At 60.4% G+C, this 19,240-nt stretch carries 17 protein-coding genes; 9 read left to right on the forward strand and 8 right to left on the reverse strand.

Going from position 1 to position 19,240, the window contains the following annotated elements; all coding sequences use genetic code 11:
- Positions 1 to 93: 93 nt before the first annotated feature.
- From QM780_RS13135 to QM780_RS13145, 3 genes are all read left to right on the forward strand, one after another.
- Complete coding sequence (locus tag QM780_RS13135; protein ID WP_415070901.1) at positions 94 to 1,953, forward strand: efflux RND transporter periplasmic adaptor subunit; 1,860 nt, start codon at positions 94 to 96, stop codon at positions 1,951 to 1,953.
- A complete protein-coding gene (locus QM780_RS13140) occupies positions 1,953 to 5,081 on the forward strand; it encodes an efflux RND transporter permease subunit (RefSeq protein ID WP_415070902.1) in 3,129 nt (1,042 codons plus the stop codon). The genes QM780_RS13135 and QM780_RS13140 overlap by 1 nt, the downstream gene beginning before the upstream one ends.
- A gap of 89 nt (positions 5,082 to 5,170) precedes the next feature.
- Complete coding sequence (locus QM780_RS13145) at positions 5,171 to 6,256, forward strand: tellurite resistance TerB family protein (RefSeq protein WP_415070903.1); 1,086 nt, start codon at positions 5,171 to 5,173, stop codon at positions 6,254 to 6,256.
- An 88-nt stretch (positions 6,257 to 6,344) separates the two neighbouring features.
- On the opposite strand, the gene QM780_RS13150 is transcribed toward QM780_RS13145, so the two are convergent.
- From QM780_RS13150 to QM780_RS13160, 3 genes are read right to left on the reverse strand one after another with little or no spacing between them, the layout of a single operon-like run.
- Complete coding sequence (locus QM780_RS13150; protein ID WP_415070904.1) at positions 6,345 to 7,451, reverse strand: HlyD family secretion protein; 1,107 nt, start codon at positions 7,449 to 7,451, stop codon at positions 6,345 to 6,347.
- Complete coding sequence (locus QM780_RS13155) at positions 7,444 to 8,196, reverse strand: ABC transporter ATP-binding protein (RefSeq protein ID WP_415070905.1); 753 nt, start codon at positions 8,194 to 8,196, stop codon at positions 7,444 to 7,446. Before QM780_RS13155 ends, QM780_RS13150 begins: the two co-directional genes overlap by 8 nt.
- Positions 8,193 to 9,323 carry an ABC transporter permease gene (locus QM780_RS13160; protein WP_415070906.1) on the reverse strand — a complete coding sequence of 377 codons (1,131 nt, stop codon included), beginning with the start codon at positions 9,321 to 9,323 and terminating at the stop codon, positions 8,193 to 8,195. Before QM780_RS13160 ends, QM780_RS13155 begins: the two co-directional genes overlap by 4 nt.
- Positions 9,324 to 9,610: 287 nt before the next feature.
- Between QM780_RS13160 and QM780_RS13165 the strand changes: the two genes are divergently transcribed.
- A complete protein-coding gene (locus tag QM780_RS13165; RefSeq protein ID WP_415070907.1) occupies positions 9,611 to 10,321 on the forward strand; it encodes a DUF2147 domain-containing protein in 711 nt (236 codons plus the stop codon).
- On the opposite strand, the gene QM780_RS13170 is transcribed toward QM780_RS13165, so the two are convergent.
- Entirely contained in the window at positions 10,290 to 11,180 is an 891-nt protein-coding gene (locus QM780_RS13170; RefSeq protein WP_415070908.1) for an alpha/beta hydrolase, read from the reverse strand. The genes QM780_RS13165 and QM780_RS13170 overlap by 32 nt on opposite strands.
- Positions 11,181 to 11,671: 491 nt before the next feature.
- Here QM780_RS13170 and QM780_RS13175 point away from each other — a divergent pair, with 491 nt between their 5' ends.
- From QM780_RS13175 to QM780_RS13185, 3 genes are all read left to right on the forward strand, one after another.
- Positions 11,672 to 13,489, forward strand: a complete 1,818-nt coding sequence (locus QM780_RS13175; protein ID WP_415070909.1) for a hypothetical protein — start codon at positions 11,672 to 11,674, stop codon at positions 13,487 to 13,489.
- A gap of 105 nt (positions 13,490 to 13,594) precedes the next feature.
- Positions 13,595 to 13,810, forward strand: a complete 216-nt coding sequence (locus QM780_RS13180) for a hypothetical protein (RefSeq protein ID WP_415070910.1) — start codon at positions 13,595 to 13,597, stop codon at positions 13,808 to 13,810.
- A 122-nt stretch (positions 13,811 to 13,932) separates the two neighbouring features.
- The gene (locus tag QM780_RS13185; protein ID WP_415070911.1) at positions 13,933 to 14,160 is read left to right on the forward strand and encodes a hypothetical protein; all 228 of its coding nucleotides are present in this window, start codon (positions 13,933 to 13,935) and stop codon (positions 14,158 to 14,160) included.
- On the opposite strand, the gene pabB is transcribed toward QM780_RS13185, so the two are convergent.
- Complete coding sequence (pabB, locus tag QM780_RS13190; RefSeq protein WP_415070912.1) at positions 14,131 to 16,038, reverse strand: aminodeoxychorismate synthase component I; 1,908 nt, start codon at positions 16,036 to 16,038, stop codon at positions 14,131 to 14,133. The two genes, QM780_RS13185 and pabB, sit on opposite strands and share 30 nt — an antisense overlap.
- A gap of 112 nt (positions 16,039 to 16,150) precedes the next feature.
- The gene (locus tag QM780_RS13195) at positions 16,151 to 16,381 is read right to left on the reverse strand and encodes a 2TM domain-containing protein (RefSeq protein WP_415070913.1); all 231 of its coding nucleotides are present in this window, start codon (positions 16,379 to 16,381) and stop codon (positions 16,151 to 16,153) included.
- A gap of 205 nt (positions 16,382 to 16,586) precedes the next feature.
- On the opposite strand from QM780_RS13195, the gene QM780_RS13200 reads away from it, so the two are divergent.
- Positions 16,587 to 16,787, forward strand: a complete 201-nt coding sequence (locus QM780_RS13200; protein WP_415070914.1) for a hypothetical protein — start codon at positions 16,587 to 16,589, stop codon at positions 16,785 to 16,787.
- Between the two features lie 27 nt (positions 16,788 to 16,814).
- Here the strand turns inward: QM780_RS13200 and QM780_RS13205 are convergent, their stop codons facing one another.
- Positions 16,815 to 17,036, reverse strand: coding sequence for a hypothetical protein (locus tag QM780_RS13205; protein ID WP_415070915.1), 222 nt, complete (start codon positions 17,034 to 17,036; stop codon positions 16,815 to 16,817).
- A 149-nt stretch (positions 17,037 to 17,185) separates the two neighbouring features.
- Between QM780_RS13205 and QM780_RS13210 the strand changes: the two genes are divergently transcribed.
- Entirely contained in the window at positions 17,186 to 17,593 is a 408-nt protein-coding gene (locus QM780_RS13210) for an NUDIX hydrolase (protein ID WP_415070916.1), read from the forward strand.
- On the opposite strand, the gene QM780_RS13215 is transcribed toward QM780_RS13210, so the two are convergent.
- Positions 17,571 to 18,854, reverse strand: coding sequence for a DUF763 domain-containing protein (locus tag QM780_RS13215; RefSeq protein ID WP_415070917.1), 1,284 nt, complete (start codon positions 18,852 to 18,854; stop codon positions 17,571 to 17,573). The genes QM780_RS13210 and QM780_RS13215 overlap by 23 nt on opposite strands.
- Positions 18,855 to 19,240 lie beyond the last annotated feature (386 nt).

The following is a 19,240-nucleotide window of genomic DNA, read 5'->3' on the forward strand; positions in this document are numbered from 1 at the left end:
AACAAGCATTCGCCTTGACGGCACCGCAATCTGACTGCAAACAGAATGCTCGTTCGTTTTTAGGTGATTGTCCGAGAGGCTATTCGGCCGGCCATGCCAAGGCTCAAACCAGATACGCAGCGGGCGCGACGCGAGCACATTCTCGATGCGGCGCTTCGATGTTTTACGCGCGGCGGCTTTCACGCGACGACGATGCAGGCGATCTGCAAAGAGGCGCAGGTCTCGCCGGGCGCGCTCTATGTGTATTTCGACAGCAAAGAAGCTTTGATCGCCGGATTGTGCGAGCGAGACCGCGCCGAATTCGCGGAACGCTTTGCATCGCTTGCGACAGCGACCGACTTTCTCGGAGCGCTGCGGGACATCGGCGAGCATTATTTCGTCGAAGAGAACGCGGAGAGGCAGCGGTTCGCGGTCGAGATGGGGATCGAGGCGACGCGCAATCCGCGCATCGCCGAAATCTTCATGAGCGTCGACAAATTCTGTAACGACAATTTCGATGCCTTGTTTCGCCGTCTCATCGACGAGGGGCGGATCGCGCCGCGCATCGATGTTCCGACGCTGGTCAAGGTCTTCAACGTGTTCGGTGACGGAATGTTCTGGCGCCGCGCGATCGATCCCAGCGCGGATATGCGCGCCGTGCTGCCCGTCATCATCGAGATGACCGGCTATCTGCTCAATCCTATCGAAGCCGAACTCGGCGGCACCTCGGGCGAAATCGGCTGTTCGGGAAGCTCATCGATGAACATCAAAAAGCTTTTGATCGGCGTCGTTGTTGCCGGCTGTATCGCCGGTGCCGGGCAGATTTTTCTTGAAAGGCGGCACGCAGCGGAACTCCAGGCCGCACGGCTTGAAGAGGCAAAACCGGTTGCCGCACCTGCGATCACCGTGTCGAAGGTGACGACGGAGAACTTCGTCGAAACCGCAACCGTGTCCGGGTCACTCGTTCCGCGCGAGGAAATTTTGGTCTCGCCGGAAGTCGAAGGCTTGCGGGTTCTCGAACTCCTCGCGGACGAAGGCGACAAGGTGAAAAAGGGCCAGGTTCTCGCCCGTCTCGTCGCCGAGCAGCTTGACGCTCAGCTGGCGCAGAATGATGCCAATCTCGCGCGTGCCACCGCTGCCATTGCACAGGCGCAGAGCCAAATCGTACAGGCGGACGCCCAATCGAAAGAGGCGGCGGCACAGCTCGAGCGGGCGGTGCCGCTCAAGCAGTCCGGCTATCTCTCGGGTTCGACATACGATCAACGGGAGAGTGCGGCGCGGACGACGGCTGCCCAGCTCATCGCGGCGCGCGATGGCTTGGAGGCTGCGAAGGCGGAAAAAGAACAGGTCGAAGCGCAACGGCGCGAACTGCTTTGGCGGCGAAGCAATACGGACGTGACATCACCCGCCGACGGCGTGATCAGCCGGCGAACGGCGCGCATTGGCGCGATGGCCGCCGGGAATGGCGAGCCGATGTTCCGGATCATCGAGAACGGCGAGATCGAGCTTGACGGAGAGATCGTCGAGACCGAGCTGAAGAACGTCAAAGTCGGACAAAAGGCGATCGTCACGGTGCCTCAGATCGGCGATTTCGAGGGCAAGGTGCGGCTCGTCTCGCCGGAAGTCGACAAGGCGACGCGGCTCGGGCGGGTAAAGATTTTTATCGGCACGAACCCCGTGTTGCGCATCGGCTCTTACGCGCGCGGACGGATCGAGACGGCGTCGAGCCGCGGACTGGCGGTTCCGGCAGCAGCCGTCAGCTTCGATCACGAGCTCGCGTCGGTCCAGGTCGTCAAAGACAACAAGGTGCAAAAGCATGTCGTAAAAGTCGGGCTGGTCGCCAACGATCTCATCGAAATCAAGGACGGGGTCGTGGAAGGTGATCTCGTCGTGACGCGCGCGGGTACGTTCCTGCGCGACGGCGATCTCGTTCGGCCCGTCCTGCCGGAAGCGCGATTGAGCGAGGCGAAGTGATGCGGCTCAATATCTCGGCATGGTCGATCAGGCGGCCGGTGCCCGCCATCGTGCTCTTCGCGGTTTTGATGCTGCTCGGCACGCTCAGCTTCAAGGCACTTCCCGTCACGCGCTTTCCGAATATCGACGTCCCGATCGTTTCGATCAAGGTGACGCAATCGGGTGCGGCTCCGGCCGAACTCGAGACGCAGGTTACAAAGATCATCGAGGATTCGGTCGCCAACCTCGTCGGCATCAAGCACATCACATCGACGCTGACAGACGGCTTGTCGTCGACGGTCCTCGAATTCCGGCTTGGGACCGACACGGATCGCTCATTGAACGACGTCAGAGACGCCGTTTCGAAAGTGCGAGCCGACCTACCCCTGACGATCGACGAACCCATTGTCGAACGCATCGACGTCGAAGGCCAAGCGATCCTGTCGTTTGCCGCGACGTCACCCGGAATGACGCTCGAGCAATTGTCGTGGTTCGTCGATGATGTGATCAAGCGGCAGCTGCAGGCGACCAAAGGCGTCGGCCGCGTCGAGCGATACGGCGGCGTCGATCGCGAAATTCGCGTCAATCTCGATCCGGACAAGCTGCTTGCCTACGGTATCACGGCCGCACAGGTGAACGCGCAGGTCCGCGCGACGAATGTCGATCTCGGCTCTGGTCGTGGCGAGGTCGGGAGCCAGGAGCAAGCAATCCGTACGCTTGCCGGAGCTCGGCAGGTGGAATCGCTGGGCGACGCGAAGATCATCCTGGCCGGCGGGCGGGAAGTGCGCCTCAAAGACCTCGGGAATGTCTTAGATGACGCGAGCGAACAGCGGTCGTTTGCCCGGCTTGACGGACAGCCGGTGGTTTCGTTCTCCGTTTTCCGAACGAAAGGTTCGAGCGAGCTGTCGGTATCGGATGCCGTCAACGAAACGCTTAAGAAACTCCAAGCCGAATATCCAGAAGTTCATCTGACGAAAATCGACGACGCGGTCGCCTATACGCGGGGCAACTATGTAGCGGCGATGGAAACGCTGATGGAGGGCGCCGCGCTCGCCGTTCTGGTCGTGCTCGTCTTCCTCAGAAACTGGCGGGCGACGATGATCGCGGCGATTGCGCTGCCGCTTGCCGCCGTGCCGACGTTCTGGGCCATGAGCGCGCTCGGATTCTCGCTCAATCTCGTCAGCCTTCTCGGCATCACGCTGGCGACGGGCATTCTGGTCGACGACGCGATCGTCGAGATCGAAAACATCGTGCGCCATATGCACATGGGTAAATCGCCCTATCGCGCGGCGCTCGAAGCAGCCGATGAAATCGGCCTTGCCGTCATCGCCATCACGCTGACGATCGTTGCGATTTTTGCGCCCGTCTCGTTCATGGGCGGCATCGCGGGGCAATACTTCCGTCAATTCGGATTGACGGTCGCCGTCGCCGTTCTCGTTTCGCTGCTTGTCGCGCGCCTCATCACGCCGATGATGGCGGCCTATCTGCTGCGGCCGGTGCCGGAGAAAGAACACGTCGATGGTCCGCTGATGCGCTTTTATACGCGCTTCCTGTCGATGACCCTGCGGCATCCCTATCTGACGCTCATCACCGGCGTGGCGCTTTTCTCGGCATCGATCTACGCGACGACGCTTCTGCCGACCGGCTTTTTGCCCGACGAAGACACGTCGCGTGTCGTCGTTTCCGTCGAACTGCCGCCTGGGACACAGCTCGCGGAGACGCAGACGAAGACCGATCAGGTGGTCAAATCGCTCGAAAGCATCCCGGAAGTGTCGCAAGTGTTCGTGCTTGGCGGCACGAGCCCGACGGGACAGTTGGAGGTCCGGCGCGCGGCGCTGTTCGTCCATCTGGTTCCAAAGGAAAAGCGCAAGCTGACGCAAAAGCAGCTGAAATCTATCATCGCAGCGAAGATCTCGGACATTCCGGATACGCGAGCTTGGTACGTCAACGAACGCGGCGAGCGCGAGCTTTCGTTTTCTATGCTTTCGCGCAACGGCGACGACCTGAACGCGGCCATCGGCAAAGTCGAAGGCGGCTTGCGCGGCGTACCGGGGTTCCGAAACGTCGCGGCTTCGGGATCGACGGATCGCCCGGAAATCAGAGTCGTTCCGCGCCTCGATGTCGCCGCACGCCTCGGTGTTGCACCCGATCAGATCGCAGAGGCCATCCGCGTCGCGACGATCGGCGATGCCGGTTTCAACTTAGCGAAATTCACGGTCGGAGACCGTCAAATCCCAATCCGGGTGCAACTTGTGGAGGCCGCACGCGCCGATCTCAAGCAGATCGAGCAGTTGCGCCTGACGAATGCACAGGGCAAAGCCATCCCGTTGACCGCGGTTGCTTCCGTATCGTTCGGGCGCGGACCGGCATCGATCGAGCGCTTCGACCGATTGCGGCGTGCCGTCGTCGGCGTCGATCTCGACCGCGGCATGGCGCTGAGCGAGGCGCGCGAGAAATTTCTCAAAGTCATCGAGGATCAAAATCTGCCGAAGTCGGTGACGTTGCAGCCTTCGGGTGACGCGGAAGTGCAGGACGAAGTGGCCGATGGCTTCATCACGGCCATGGGCACGGGCATCCTCATTGTTTTCGGACTTCTCGTGCTGCTTTTCGGCAGCGTCTTTCAGCCGGTCACGATCTTGCTGTCATTGCCGCTTTCGTTCGGCGGCGTCGCACTCGCGCTGCTCATTACCAATAATCCGATCAGCATGCCGGTCTATATCGGTCTTCTGATGCTGATGGGTATCGTGACGAAGAACGCGATCATGCTCGTCGATTTTGCGATCGAGGAGATCGGCGCGGGTGTCGCCCGGGATCAGGCGGTGCTCGACGCCGGGCGCAAGCGGGCGCGGCCGATCATCATGACGACGCTGGCAATGGCTGCGGGCATGCTTCCGAGCGCGTTTGCTCTTGGAGACGGCGGCGAATTCCGCGCGCCCATGGCGATCGCGGTGATCGGCGGGCTATTGGTCTCGACCTTGCTTTCGCTTGTGTTCGTGCCTTCGTTCTTTACCGTGATGGATAACATCGGGCACTTGATGCAGCGCATCTTCGGCCGCTTCATCGGGCCGACGGATGAGCCGGCGGACGAGCAGGGTGATGGCGTGGAACGAGGGGGTCCGCCAAGCCGTCTGCCACTCGCAGCAGAGTAAATTCGAGATATTGTTCACACGTCCGATTGTACCAGCGGCGCCGCATACTTACGTTGCAGGCCATTGGCTGTAACGGAAGGACCCCCACCATGTTCGACGCCAAATCCATCCTCGAAAATATCGTAAGAGGCGCTGCGCCTTCCGGAACCGGCGCATCGCCGGCGCAAGGCGGAGGCCTCGGCGACATATTGAATGACATTCTAAAGAATGCCGGAAGCAGTGCAGGTGGATCGCCCTCGGCAGGCGGCGGTGGGTTCGGCGACATTCTGAGCCAGATCGGCAAAAGCCTGTCGCAAGGCCAGCCAGCGCCTGCGGGAGCCGGCACCGGTTCATCGCCGGCGGGTTCCGGCCCAGAACTTGGTGACGTTCTCACCCAACTCAAAGAGAAGCTCGGACAAGCCGGAGGTGCCGTTACCGACGGCGGCAGCATTACCGATATCCTGGGCAAAGTTCTCAGCCAGGCGACGCAAGGCGTGAAAGAGGGTTCCAGCCGCATCGGCGAGGCAACGGGTGCGAGCGACGCGCTCGGCCGTCTCGCCTCCGATCCGCAAGCCGCGCAGATCCTCGGCAAGCTCAAGGAGTTCGTGCAGAACAATCCTTATGTCGCCGGAGCGGCGGCAGGCGGCCTCGGCGGCCTCTTGCTTGGAACGCATGCCGGCCGTTCTCTTGCGGCTAGCGCGGCCCGGGTCGGCGCTTTGGCGATGATCGGCGGCTTGGCTTACAAAGCCGTGCAGAACTATCAAGCCGGGCGCCCTCTCGTTACCGGCGCGACGTCGACGGAGGCGCCTCCGGTCGGATCAGGTTTCGAGCCATCCGCGATCAGTAACGACGCCGCGGTTCATTATATTCAAGCGATGATCGCCGCTGCCCATGCCGACGGCCGGATTGATCCCAACGAACACGACGCGATCATTGGAAGCCTGAAGCAAGCGGGCGCGGGCGATGATGCGGAAGCATTCTTCGCGAAAGAACTCAACAGCCCGACGTCGGTGCAGGAACTCGCCCGATCAGTGAAGAGCCCCCAGGAGGCGGTTCAGCTTTATACCGCTGCGCGCATCGCGGTCGCTGATAATTCTCCCGCGGAAAAAGCGTTCCTGTCGTCGCTGGCGGCGGCGCTCAAGCTCGACCCGAAGCTTGCGGAGCATATCGACGCGACTGCTGCGGCGGCGGCCTAAGTTCAAGCAAGCCGCGTGCGAGAATAGCGAATGAAAAGGGCCCCGGGATCAATTCCGGGGCCCTTTATAGTAATTGCGATGCCTGCAATCAGTTTGTCTTCGACGTTGCGGAGACGTTGTTTGCGGCCTGATTGTCGAGCTTGAAGAACGCGTCGACGCGCATGCCGGTGAACAGCGGCGGATGACCATCGAGCGCAATCATTACTTCCACGACTTCGACGTCGTTCGGGCGCCGAGGCCCGCGCGTAGCAATACGGGGAGCGCCGAGCGATTGCGAGATCGACGTGACGGTGCCTTCGAACGTCTTGTCGGGGAAAGCATCGGCTTTCACGACGACGCGTTGGCCGACATGAACCTTGGCGGCGTCGCGTTCTTCGACTTCGGCGCGCAGGCGCAGGCTCGACATATCGCCGAAGACCACCACCGCGCTGTCAGGCGATGGCACGGCAGTTTCGCCGACGCGGGCGAGGACATTGAGGACAGTGCCGTCTGCCGGGGCGCGGATGCGCGTGCGCTCAAGCGCGAGTTCGGCGGATGCGAGATCCGAGCGGGCCAGAGAAAGCGATGATTCCAGCCGCTGTTCCAACGGCATGCCAGCCATTTTCTGGACGTCCGCGTATTTCTTCTTGGCGCTTTCCAGAGCGCTTTCCTTGGCGGCGAGATCCTTGCGGGCGTTATCGACTGCGTCCTCGGGACCATTGGCGGTTTTCCAAGCGCGGTACGCGTTGTCGAAGGTTTCGTGCGCTTCGAACACGGCCTGCTGCGCTTTGAAGAGGGCATCGGCTGCGTTGCGCCGATCAAGAGCGGGACCCGTCGCCGCCTCATCCGCACGCTCGCGCTCGCGGACGCTGGCTTCCGACTGGGCGGCGTAAATCTTGTTGTAGTAATCTTCGTCGTCGAGACGGATCAGCAGATCCCCGGCTTTCACCTGATCGTTATTGTTGGCAAGAATTTCGACGATCTTGCCGCCGACTTCGCCGGCGATGCGGACTTCACCGTCCCTCGGTTCGACGCGCGCGGTGGCGGATGCGGCCCATTGCGGGGTCGGCGACGCGGTGTCGGCCTTGGCCGAGCTTGCGACGCTCGAAAACAATGTTTCTGTTTCGGTCAGAGCGTTAACGCCGAAACCGCCCACGAGCGCAACCGCCGCGGCGACCAAAATTGTCGTGATCGCGGGATCAATCTTCTTACGCATGCAGCTTTCGCCTCTTCGTCAAATCGGTGATTTCCGGGGAATCGATGCCCTCGGGCCGGCGTTCCTCGCCGACGATTTTGCCGTCTTCGATGCGCACCACTCGGTCGGCATATCCCAAGGTTCGGGGATCGTGCGTCACGGCGAGCACGCTTCGATTCTGTTCTTTCGCGATGCGCGAAAGGAGCGCCATCACGGCGTGACCGTTTTCGCTGTCGAGCGCTGCGGTCGGCTCGTCCGCAAGGACGATGGAGGGCGAACTGGCAATGGCGCGCGCCACGGCGACGCGCTGCTGTTCACCGCCCGAGAGGTTGCGCGGATAATTGGTCAGCCGGTGTCCAAGACCGACCTCACGCAGGACTTCTTCCGATCGGCTGGTCGCGGCGAAGCCTTTGATGCCGCGAACGTCGAGCGCGATACGGACGTTCTCGAGCGCGTTGAGCGTCGGGAACAGGTTATAGGACTGGAAGATGAAGCCGATATGATCGCGGCGCACCTTCGCAAGCTCTTCGGCCGACAACCCGTCGACCAAGGTATCGGCGATGCGCAGGCTGCCCGATGTCGGCTTCAGAATGCAGCCGAGGATCGACAAGAGCGTCGTCTTGCCGGAGCCGGAAGGGCCCATAAGAAGCGTCAATTCGCCGGGAACAAGATCGAGCGAAACGCCTTTGACGGCGACCACCAGACCGGCGCCGGAGCCAAGCTCCTTGACGATATTTTCCGCGCGCATGACGGGTGTAGCGGTCATCTCGAAAACACCGTGGCTGGATCAATCTTCGTGACCTTGACGATGGCCGAAAGGGCCGAGATCGCGCACATGAATAACGTGAGTGCGAAAAGCCAAAATGCCAAACCGGGGGTCATGACCAACGGCAAGGAGGAATTCCTACTGAGATAGAGTATCACTAATGCGATCACCATACCGAGCACGTAGCCCATAATCGCGCTTAACGCTGCCTGGGCCAGAATCACCTTGTAAATGTAGCCTCTCGATGACCCGAGGGCACGCAAAGTCGCAAATTCGTGAATATGGTCCTTGGTGCTCGAGTACAGGGTCTGAGCGACGATCACGGTGCCGACAAGGCTGCCCAAAATGGCGCCCCCAATCAGCGCCAAGCCCGCTCCGGTCCGGAACAGCCACTGCTTGAGGCTTCGCGACTCGAACTCATCTTTGGTCAACACGTCGGCCGATTCGAGACGGCGGCCGAGATCTTTCTGGACCTCGGCGATGTCAGCGCCGGGAGCAAGCTTAACGAGCAGGAAGGTCGACTTGTCGTCATCGGCGCCGAGCAGCTGGCGGGCGCGATTGAGAGTCGTATAGGCGTAGGGCGATTGCGTGAACGAGCGGATGCCTTCGGTCAGCGCCCGGATTTTGACGCGGCCGTTGGCCACCTGGGCGGTATCGCCGATGCCGTTGATGCCAAGTTCGCCGAGATAGGTCTGATCGACCGCAATCGCGTCGGGGGCTTTGATGTCCTCCACCGTGCCCTTCGTCAGCGACCAGGGAACAAGGCCCTGGTCGTCGGCGTCGGCACCGATCAAAACGACGCGCGAAGAGCCGCCCTCAGGTTTTCGCCATTCAGCGAACGCGACGACGATCGGAACGACGCTTTCAACGCCGGGCGTTGCCAGAGCCTGATGGCGTTCGCGATCACCCAGAAGCAAGCCGCCGTCTTCGAAGCTTTTGGCGCCGAATGTCGTGACGATGAGGTCAGCGTTCGAGCGCGCGATATTGGCGGTGATCATCCGGCTCGAGCCGAGATAGAGCCCGAGTTGCACGGCCACGAGAACGATCGAAAAAAGAATGCCGATCAGCGTCACGGCCAGACGGACGCGATCATGCAGTAAATTACGAAGCGCGAGCGTAAAGACCATGTGCCTGTTGGATCTCTCAATCGTTTCTAAAGAAGGGCCGGCCAGGCCACCACTTGGCGCTTGCACTCAAATGAAACAATGGGCGCGCCGATACACGTCAGGGTCCGTATAACCTTATTGTTTCATCGCTACCACAGCGAAACGCAAAACGGTCCGCGTCATGTTTTGCCGCGTCAGACGCCAAGCATATTGTCCGCAATGCGGCGGCCGGACCAGTGAAGCCTTAGCGAGGGTTTAACAAATAGGTTCCAATGTTTTGCCTCTTTCGCGGCATAGGAGTATGAAAGTTGAACTTTCATCTGCGGTTTATTGTCATGCGTTGCTTCAACATTGCGAATTGTTCAGGCGTTGCATTGGTTGCCGCGGGCTTCGTTCTCGGCATTGCGATTCACGTTACTCCGGCGGCCGCCGACCCCAAAGAGGTCGGCGTCTGGTACGACGATACCGGAAAGGGCGCCGTCAAGATCGAGATCTGCACGCCGACCACCCTTTGCGGAAAGATCTACTGGCTCAAAGAGCCGATGGCTGACGACGGTCAGCCGAAGATGGACAGATACAATCCTGAACCATCGAAACGTAACCGGATGATCTGCGGGCTGCCGATCATGGGAGATCTCGAGAAGATTTCCGACGGCGGTTTCGATAACGGTTGGGTCTACGATCCCAAGGAAGGCAAATCGTACAGCGTCGCTCTCGACCTCGTCGGTCCTGACACGCTCAAGGTGACGGGCTACAAGGGGATGCGCTTCCTCGGGAAGTCGTTCATCTGGACGCGCGCACCAGCCGACCTGCCTGCGTGCGACGCGCAAGCAGCGCTGCCTCCGGCTCCTGCGCCCGTGCCGGCTGTCCGGAAAAAACAGACGGCCGACTCGAAAAAGAGCAAGACGGCCGCGTCGGGCGCCTCCAAGCTTGGAGCCACCGACGTCGCCAAATCATCTCATAAGAAAAAAGCCGCGAAGGCGGCGGCTACTCAGCCGCCCCCAGTTGCTTCGAATTAGTCGAAGCTGCCTTCTGCATAGCAACTTTGTCGGCCCGGCGCGCAAGCAAACGGTCGACAAATTCTGACGTTCTTTCAACAACATAGCCGCGCTGGCGATCAAGCGTCACCAAGTGATAGCTGTCGTCGAGCACGGAAACTTCGACCATGCCGCCGAGCTTCCGCTGAAGCGCCATCGTGTTCTTGATGTCGCTCTGATCGTCGTGGCGAGGATGGAAGATCAACGTGTGCAGTTTCACCAGCGACAGCATCGGCCGGACGTTCCTGACGAGTGACAGGAACTCGTAGACCGTACCGCCACCGCGCTCGGTGATATCGGCGGGAAGGTTGTCGGAGCCACGAAGAGACTCGAGAGCGAAGTTGCGAACGCGCTCGTCCTTGATGCCGTAGGGCGCGGGCGTGCGGAACTTGAAGAGGCGTGCCGTCCACTTGTCGGTGACGAGATGGAACAGCTTGATGGTCTTGGGGATCGCCCAACCGTTAACGGCGAGCGTCGGCGCGTAAAGCATCAGGCCGCAGGCTTGATCTTGCCGGTAGGCCGCTAGCCTCAACGCGAGGATGGAGCCCGCCGAAGCGCCGCCGATGATGATATCATCGCAAACGGTGCGCATGTGATCGAAGGCCTCGGCAACGGACTTGTACCAGTCCTGCCAAGTCGAGAGGCCAGAGACGTCAGTTCCAAATGTCAGACCCGGAACGACGGGGCAATAAACCGTCATTCCCTTACGCGACATCGCGTGGGCAACTGCCTTCATCTCCAGCGGTGATCCGCCGAGAGAGTGAATGAGCAGCACACCCGACCGGCCCCCGGGGATGTACAGACTTCCGCGCGGGGCTTGAAATTTTTCTTTGTTTTTCATTACCTACGTCGAACTCGTTATTTCTCTTCCGGCCGCTCTTACGACGCGACCGCGTTGGATGCCAACGCAACTTTGTCGCGTCGCCGAAGATTTGAGCTTCTTTGCAAATTCCCGTAGTTGAGACTTAGTTTGTGAAGCTATTACGAAGTGGCTGAAAACTCCATAGCTTTTGACGTCCGCATACTGCCGTTTGGTTAAGCTGGACGTCATGCCGCGCCTACTTTTCACAAAGTGTTGCTGCGTTGCAGCACAAAAAGTGGGGATCGGGTCCGCCGCTACCACCCCTCCGCGTTAATTCGTCCCGTTCGGTCAAACCGTGTCGAAGCCTTCGCGGCCGAGGGCGAAATTTGTCGTTCTGACGCGAGGCTGACACGATTTCCGATCGTCCGGTCACTGTTCACCCGTAATGGTGCAATTATACTTAAGCGCCTATGCCGCCCTTGTTCCCGCGGGAACAACACCGTGCCGATTTATGCTGGAATTGAGCTGAAGTGACCTTTTCGTTACGCCCGTCCGTTTCGCTCATCACCGTCACGGCCCTGGTGCTCGTCCAGCTTCCCATTTCGACGGCTTTCGGCGAGCCGATGAGCCGGGCGGACTATGAAGCCTGCCAAGCCAAAGATGAAAACGCGCTGAAAGCCGCCGTCGTCGCCATCACGACCGAGGCCATCACGAACGGCACCAAATCGATCGACTACAATGCGCTGGTTGCCGACCAATGGCGGCAGAGGAACCTCGACCAAATCATCGATAACCGGGTCGACATCGCGGTCAGTGAGGTGACGAACGAGACGAGCTGGTCCGAGCGGCTACAGTCCCTCGCCAACAGCGAGCAGTCGCAGAAGCTTGCCACCTTGGTCGCGGAGCGGGTCTATCGCTCCGACGCTGTCAAGGCCGGCATCGAGGACCTGGCGACGGGAGTTGCCAAGGAAGTCGGCAAGACAATCGAACTCGCGAGTTCGGACGCGACCGGATCACTGCTTGAATGTCTGAAGGCTTATGTCGGCCCGCGATACGGCGGCGCCGTCGCCAGCGCGCTCGCGGGGGATGCGAGCAAGGGCGTCATCGTCGACCCCAACAAAGGCTCGAGCGACGTATCGGCGGAATCCATGCTCAAGGGGACGAGCGGCGGCCTCGCCGGCGCGACGATCCTGATCGTTCGCCGTCAGCTCGCGAACCTTGCCGAGCGGGTCGGCCAACGCATTGTCGGGAGTGTCCTGTCGCGGCTTGTCTCGGTCGTTGCGGGTGGCGTCGGATTGGTTCTGATCGCGAAGGACCTTTGGGATTTTCGCAACGGCGTGCTGCCGATCATCGCGCAGGAGATGAAGGCGCCCGCGACAAAAGAGAAAGTCCGCCAAGAGCTTGCGAATACGCTCAAAGAGCAGATGAACGACCATGTGAAGGATATCGCCCAGGCCGCCGCCGATCAGGTTATCGAAGTCTGGCAGTCGTTTCGGCGGGCGCATGATCTGGTGTTGCGGATTGCCGACCAGAACAGCGCGTTCAAATCATTCCTCGATGGCGTGAAGCCACAGTCCCTGCCGCGGCTCGACGAAGTGGTGTCCATTCTCGTGACGTCGGAAGGTGAGCCGTCGATCCTGCGGCGCCTACAGGATGGATCGCTCAATACCGCCGTTCACCTCATGCCCGACAAAGGCATGGAGATCGCTCGCGATCTCAAGTCGATCCAGGCAGGGCTCGACTGGTCGGCACTCGCGGGTGATCAGCTCGGGAGCGTCGTTGAATACGAGTTGCATAAGCGGATCAATCCTCGCGACCTTACGCGAGCGTCCCTCGACCGTATCCTCGCGCTGAACGATCGCGCGGCGATCCTGAAGATTGCGAGCGTTCCGGCGTCCGCGCGCGACATGCTGTTCACTCTCGATACCAACGATCTGAACGGGCTGCTTCGCTCGCTGTCGGAGGACGAACTCAATTCACTGGCTGGGTATCTCTCGGGGCTGAAGCCAACGCCGAGGGAAAAAGTCTTGAAGGCCATCGCGGAGCAGCCGGCGCGTATGCAAATCCTCGCGTCGAGCCGGGTTCGCGACCGTATCATCGCGAGCAGCGACCAATCCGCGGCGGTCGACATGATGCTCGCTCCGGTCACCGGCCTGTCGCCGAGAGACTTCGTTCACGACGCAAGACTGGTCTGGGACGGGCGCGTCGCACCCCTTCTGCTCTGGGACAAACATCCGCAGGCGGTGGCGGGCGCGGGCGCTTTATCCCTCATCCTATTGTTTTGGTTTGGCCGGCTGTTCCGTCCGAGGCGGATTTCCGGGCCACAGGCCGGCCGCCCTTCGACTTGAAGTCCCCAAGCTTTCCACATTAATCCCCAGCGCTACCGTCTCCGGTATCGTTGCCGCCTGCTATAACGATTCGTGATTTGCGGCCACGAACGGTGGGGGGTGGATATGCGGGTTCGACTGAGAAGCGAGGATGGGGCTCACGACATGGGATTGAAGGCGCCGAGTATCGTTACTTTTATGCTCTCAGTGATTTTGACAGTCATCGTACTGATGTCGAAATTCTTCGGCGCCGATATCCCCATGCTGACCGGAAACGAGTCCTGGGCGATGCTCGTGGCCTATTCAATTCTTATGCTCGGCTGCATGGTCCGAGGCATGTAAGAACGGCTGATTTCGATCAGCGTTGAGACGTGTTCAATTTGCTTCAACTTGTGCTGCCGGTGGAGCTTCGCTTGCGCCGCTGGCAAGGTGTCGCGCGGCATCCCGAGGGCTGGAGGTGTGCGATGCCGGCAGGTATCGATTGCGACATGCCGAAAGAAGCATCCCAGGTCTTTGCCCGCAGGGCACGACTTTCATCGAAAGCAATCGTGACGGCCGTCGCGTTGACGCTCGCGGCGCTCATCGCGACGTTCGTTGCTGCGCACCATGGGACCAAGACCTCAATTCTCGATCCGGATACGCGTGTTTCCAGCGCGCCGGAGTCAGGCTTTCCGTCGGTCGTTAACCGCTAATCTCGGCACGAGCGGTTCCGCGCGGACCAAGCCGCGGACGGAATTGCCGAGATAAATCGCTTTTGATGAATTGACGTCTTCGATCGTAAGCCGGGCTTCGATTGCGCGGCCATCGTCGATGAGCGCCGCACGCAGCGTTCCAGGCAGCAGCCCGGCGGCGAGGCGTGGCGTCAACAGGTGGCCGTCACGCTCGATGAAAATCGTAGTCCGGCTTCCTTCGGCGAGTTCGCCGTTCTCGTTGAGATATACGACCTCATCGGCGCCAAGCGTGTCGTGGTAGTGCTTCCATTCCCTGTCGTAGAGCTCGCGCCGTGTGGTCTTGTGATAGAGAAAAAGATCGCTGCTGTTTACGCGCGTATCGGAAATTACATATCGCATGACGGCGTCAGCGGGAGTTTCGGGTTGTGGCGTGGCGGTTGCGGAAACGCCCCCATCCTCGTCAAGCAGCAGTCTTACGCGTAGCCTCTGGTCCGGCGGCGCCGTCGCGACCGCCTGATCGATGGCGTCGCGAACCTTCTCGGCGTCGTAGGCAAATCCGAAATAGGAAGCCGATGCGGCCAAACGCGCGAGATGATATCCCCGCAACCACACGCCCTCTCCCGGCACGTAGACCATCGTCTCGATAAGTTCGAAACGGCGCACGGGATCGGTCAGGAATTTCATCTTGAGAAGGCACTCGGCGTATTCCTTGGGACCGTCGGAATCCGCCACAACTCCCGAGCCTATGCCCATCTCGCCTGCGCCCTTGCGGTCAATGATCGCGGTTCGGATCGCGACGTTGAACTGTGCCGTGCCGTCGGGCGAGAACCGGCCGATGGCGCCGCAATAGACGCCGCGCGGCTCCGTTTCGAGTTGGCGAATAAGCTCCATGGCACGAATTTTCGGCGCGCCGGTGATGGAGCCAGGCGGGAAAATCGCTTTCAGAATATCGACGATGCCGACGCCGTCTTTCAAATGCGCCTCGACGCCCGATGTCATCTGATGAAGCGTCTTGAACGTCTCGACGGTGAAGAGATCGGTGACACCGACTGAGCCGAGATCGGCGATGCGTCCGAGGTCATTGCGCATCAAATCGACGATCATCAAATTCTCGGCGCGATTCTTCACATCCTTCGAAAGGGCGCGGCGGACCTCGGCTTCGCCCTCAGGCGTTCCGGCGCGCGGAGCTGTCCCCTTCATCGGCCGCGTCTCGATAATGCGATCGTGCTGCCGGATGAAAAGCTCGGGCGAGGCCGACAGGATGGTCACGTCTCCGGTGTCGACAATGCCGGCGTAGGCGACGCGCTGCTTCAGGCGAAGGTCGCGGTAAAGGGCGAGTGGGGAACCTTCGAGATTGAACTTGGCCTTGAATGTCAGATTGAGCTGATAGATGTCACCACTTCTAATGTTCTTCTGCACTTCATCGAAGCGCTTCAGATAAGAGTCGCGGTCCCAGCTATGGGCGAGTTCGCCGAGCGTCGGATTGCCGATGGCTTCCTCGGTGAGCCAGCTCTGGACTTCTGCACCCATGAGCTGCCGAGGTGCCGCATAGAGGCCGAACCAAAGCAGCGGCACCTTGCGATCGGGCGGCATAAGGTGGGTCAGCTTAGGCTCTAGCAAATAACCGAGTTCGTAAGAAAAGAAGCCAGCGGCGTGCAATCCGCGTTCGATCCCCCTTTGCAACGCCGATAGCGCGGGTGCGACTTCGTCAGGGGAATCGGCGCGGAGGATTTCAACAGGCCGCTCGAAAAGCTCGGAGATGGCGTCGAGGCTCGTACTGTTGTCGAGCAGCACAAAGCCTTCAGCGAGCGCGGGAGACTTTGGCCTCGCCGCATCGCCGGGCCTCTCTTCGGGAGCAGAACCGGCAGCGGTAGAGGATCTGGAAAATTCTGATTGCATGGGCCCGCTTCTAACGCGGCGGAAGGGCGATTGCCACAGTGCCTTCGCCCGAGTGAGCCACCAGAGTGCCGCAACGGAGCGGCCGCGGATTTTAAGCGTATAAACCGGTCGGTCAGTGCCGTTCCGGACGCCTCACCTGGTCCGGCGGCGGCCGTCGCAGCGGGCGAGGGCCCTTCGAAACGGCATAGGCATGGGCCGCAATGCCGATGCCCCAGCCGATCAACGGCCAGAAAAACCAGAGATGGTCGGGGTGCATGAGATTGACGACAATAAGAATGGCGTTGACCAAGAGATAGGCGATCAGGTGGTATTTGAAGCCTTGGTCCTGAAGCAGCTTATTCATCTTATTCTCCATTCCATCTGCCGATAGTCGGCACGATGGCATTTGGGCCTTCCCAGGAATATATACATGCCAAGTGACAGCGGCGCATGGTTTACCGCCCTCGCGCCGAGGTTTGTTTTGCAAATTGATCCAATCGATCGACTCCGGCGTTGATATCGGTCAGCCCGGATCGGACATTTCGATCGGCCGAATTAGGATGGATCCCATGAATCGCGAAAAGCCGAAGGCGGAAATCGACAAAGAGCTCGACGAGGCGCTTAACGAAACATTTCCGGGAAGCGACCCGATCGCCGTCGATCGCAAGGACGATAATAAGCCGGTGCGGCCGGTCGATCGGAAGCCTGCCGAGATCGACAAAGACCTTGTCGACCGTCTCGCCGAAAAAGCCAAATCGCAAAAGTCCTAGGGTTGGCTGCGCGAAAGCTTCAATGGGTTATGGCGTCGGCTTCGGCGGCAACGCCTCGTGCGTATCTGACGGGCTGCCAGACGCGAACGCCAAGATCCGCGAGGTGCCGACCCGGCCAAGGACGTACCAGCCGGCGAGGGAGACGCCGATCAATAGTACGACAACGCCAACCCAGGCCGAATTGGCCGTCGGACGTACCTCCCAGTCCTTGAATTCGCGATCCTGAAAGGGATCCAAATCCGGGGGCATTGCCGTTATCTCCCAGACCACAGGTTTGAACAAAACCGGCGCGGGTGTCGGAAAGTTCCGATGGCAGGCTACACGGCGTTCAACGCATAGATCGAACCTGGCGTGAGCAGCGTTTTTCCCAACCCTCGTTTGAAGCAGGAAATTTCGTCATGACCCTTCGGCAGGTCGGCGCTTTGCCTCTGCGAAAGCTGCGGGGAGGTGGTGTTGAAGTTCTGCTCGTATCTTCGAGAGAGACAGGCCGGTGGGTCATTCCGAAAGGATGGCCGGCAAAGCGATTGAGCGATGCGAAGGCCGCTGCGCGCGAGGCAAAGCAAGAAGCCGGCGTAAGCGGCAAGATGAAAGGTCCGCCGATAGGCAGCTATCGATACAGGAAGAGGATGCCCGGCGGGATCGTTCGCGTCATTGACGTCGATGTCTATGTTTTATGGGTCAAGAAAGAGCGCAAGAGCTGGCCCGAAAAGGACGAGCGCGTCCGGGAATGGTTCGCTCAAAGCGATGCGGCGCGGCTGGTCCGAGAGCCGAAACTGAAGGTCCTTATCGGGCAGTTTGCCGTTTGATGGGGTCGGTCGCGGCACTTTTGGGTGCGTCGGCAGCCGAACCTTCCCAGCCGAATACCGACAATCCTCCGTATTCGGCGGAGCGCGTCCGCTCGCGCGCGATGTGCGCTTCTAAGGATGGGCCGCCTGCGACCTTCTCGAGCCGGCGTGCCTGATCGTCCAGACGTCTCAACGCGGCGAGCAACTCGCTGTTGCCGAGCTTGGCCTTCTGGACCGCCGACTTCAGAACGGCGATCGTTTCGTCGTAGACCTTGATCGGCACCGGATACGGATGGCGATCCTTCCCGCCCAAGGCGAGGGAAAATCGGCCGGGATCTTGAAAGCGATATGGCGCGCCGTGCACGACTTCGGCAACCATCGCAAGCGATTGCACCGTGCGTGCGCCAACGCCTGGCGTCAGGAGCAACTCCGGAAAGTCAACCGGTCCGCGCTCGGCGGCCGCCGCCAACGTGCCGTGCAGGCGGCGCGTGAAGACGTCGCTTGAACGGACGTCATGGTGGGCGGGCATGATAAGATGGGGAAGGTCGAGCTGATCGGATGGCGCCGCGGCGCTAGGCGTCTGGGCCAACAGCTCCTTGACGATGCGATCCGGGCCAAAGTCAGCGAGCAAATCGAGTTGCGCAGACCTGGATTTCTCGGCGCGGCGGTCAGTGAGATTGATGATTTCGCCTTGCTCAGGTCCCTCAATTGCGGCGTGCGGCTCATCAACGAAGCTCGACAACGAGCCGGAATGCCAATGGTAGCGCCGGGCTTGGCGTGATCCTCCGTTCATGCCCTGCTGGACGACGGTCCACCGGCCTTCGCGCGTGACGAAGAAGCCGTGAAGATAAAGCTCGAAACCGTCCTGAACCGCCGCGCTATCGACTTTGGCGACAAGCCGGCTGGCGCGGGTCAGGCTTGGCGCATCGACGCCTATGCGATCGCCGAGCAAATTCAATTCGTCAGGCGTCCGACGCGAATGCCGGCCGCGGCCGCCGCAGACATAGACGCCGATTTCGTCCTTGATCGGATCGAGACCGCGCTTCAGAGCGCCGATGACGCTTGTGGTGATGCCCGAGGAATGCCAATCCATTCCCATGACAGAGCCGAAGGCTTGAAACCAGAACGGATGAGCGAGGCGAGCGAGCAGTTCATCTCGACCGTAGTGCTCGACGATCGCCTGGCAGATCACGGAGCCGAGCGTCGCCATGCGCCCCGCGAGCCAAAGCGGGACGCGGCCGGTATGAAGTGGAAGATCAGCGCTTCCCGTTCGGCGAACCATAAAGATTCATCACATATTCGCCGGCCAGCGGTCAAATCATCAAGGCGACGCCAGCGCCAGTCGGCACCTCCCTATTTTCCCGCTCGCAGTTCGCTTCGAATAAATGACAGGAATGTTCCAGACGATGCCGACGGGGTCGCGACGTCGTACAGCTCCAAATCGCGAACCGCTCGCTCGAAAGCGGCGTCATATTTCGCTTTCCTGCTCAACCGGGACGCGCGTGCGCGCCGCGTAAACTCGCTCAGTTTCATCTTTGATCTCAATTTCTGTGATGCCGCCAATCGGAGCACGGGCGAGATAGATTTCTCAACCTGCGCTCCTTGATCAATGGAGCCCGAGCTCCATCGAGAGCTATAACGGGTGCACGTGCTTTGCTGTTCCGCGCC

Origin of the sequence: Hyphomicrobium sp., from assembly GCF_047600905.1 — a bacterium.
Taxonomy (GTDB): Bacteria; Pseudomonadota; Alphaproteobacteria; order Rhizobiales; family Hyphomicrobiaceae; genus Hyphomicrobium_B.

Bases quoted from the DNA above. Each gene is read 5' to 3' on its own strand.
- QM780_RS13170 (WP_415070908.1), bottom strand. From the start codon at position 11,180: ATGAAAAACAAAGAAAAATTTCAAGCCCCGCGCGGAAGTCTGTACATC.
- QM780_RS13160 (WP_415070906.1), bottom strand. From the start codon at position 9,323: ATGGTCTTTACGCTCGCGCTTCGTAATTTACTGCATGATCGCGTCCGT.
- QM780_RS13140 (WP_415070902.1), top strand. From the start codon at position 1,953: ATGCGGCTCAATATCTCGGCATGGTCGATCAGGCGGCCGGTGCCCGCC.
- QM780_RS13135 (WP_415070901.1), top strand. From the start codon at position 94: ATGCCAAGGCTCAAACCAGATACGCAGCGGGCGCGACGCGAGCACATT.
- QM780_RS13215 (WP_415070917.1), bottom strand. From the start codon at position 18,854: ATGGTTCGCCGAACGGGAAGCGCTGATCTTCCACTTCATACCGGCCGC.
- QM780_RS13180 (WP_415070910.1), top strand. From the start codon at position 13,595: ATGCGGGTTCGACTGAGAAGCGAGGATGGGGCTCACGACATGGGATTG.
- QM780_RS13150 (WP_415070904.1), bottom strand. From the start codon at position 7,451: ATGCGTAAGAAGATTGATCCCGCGATCACGACAATTTTGGTCGCCGCG.
- QM780_RS13210 (WP_415070916.1), top strand. From the start codon at position 17,186: ATGACCCTTCGGCAGGTCGGCGCTTTGCCTCTGCGAAAGCTGCGGGGA.
- QM780_RS13185 (WP_415070911.1), top strand. From the start codon at position 13,933: ATGCCGGCAGGTATCGATTGCGACATGCCGAAAGAAGCATCCCAGGTC.
- QM780_RS13195 (WP_415070913.1), bottom strand. From the start codon at position 16,381: ATGAATAAGCTGCTTCAGGACCAAGGCTTCAAATACCACCTGATCGCC.
- QM780_RS13200 (WP_415070914.1), top strand. From the start codon at position 16,587: ATGAATCGCGAAAAGCCGAAGGCGGAAATCGACAAAGAGCTCGACGAG.
- QM780_RS13155 (WP_415070905.1), bottom strand. From the start codon at position 8,196: ATGACCGCTACACCCGTCATGCGCGCGGAAAATATCGTCAAGGAGCTT.
- QM780_RS13145 (WP_415070903.1), top strand. From the start codon at position 5,171: ATGTTCGACGCCAAATCCATCCTCGAAAATATCGTAAGAGGCGCTGCG.
- QM780_RS13205 (WP_415070915.1), bottom strand. From the start codon at position 17,036: ATGCCCCCGGATTTGGATCCCTTTCAGGATCGCGAATTCAAGGACTGG.
- pabB (WP_415070912.1), bottom strand. From the start codon at position 16,038: ATGCAATCAGAATTTTCCAGATCCTCTACCGCTGCCGGTTCTGCTCCC.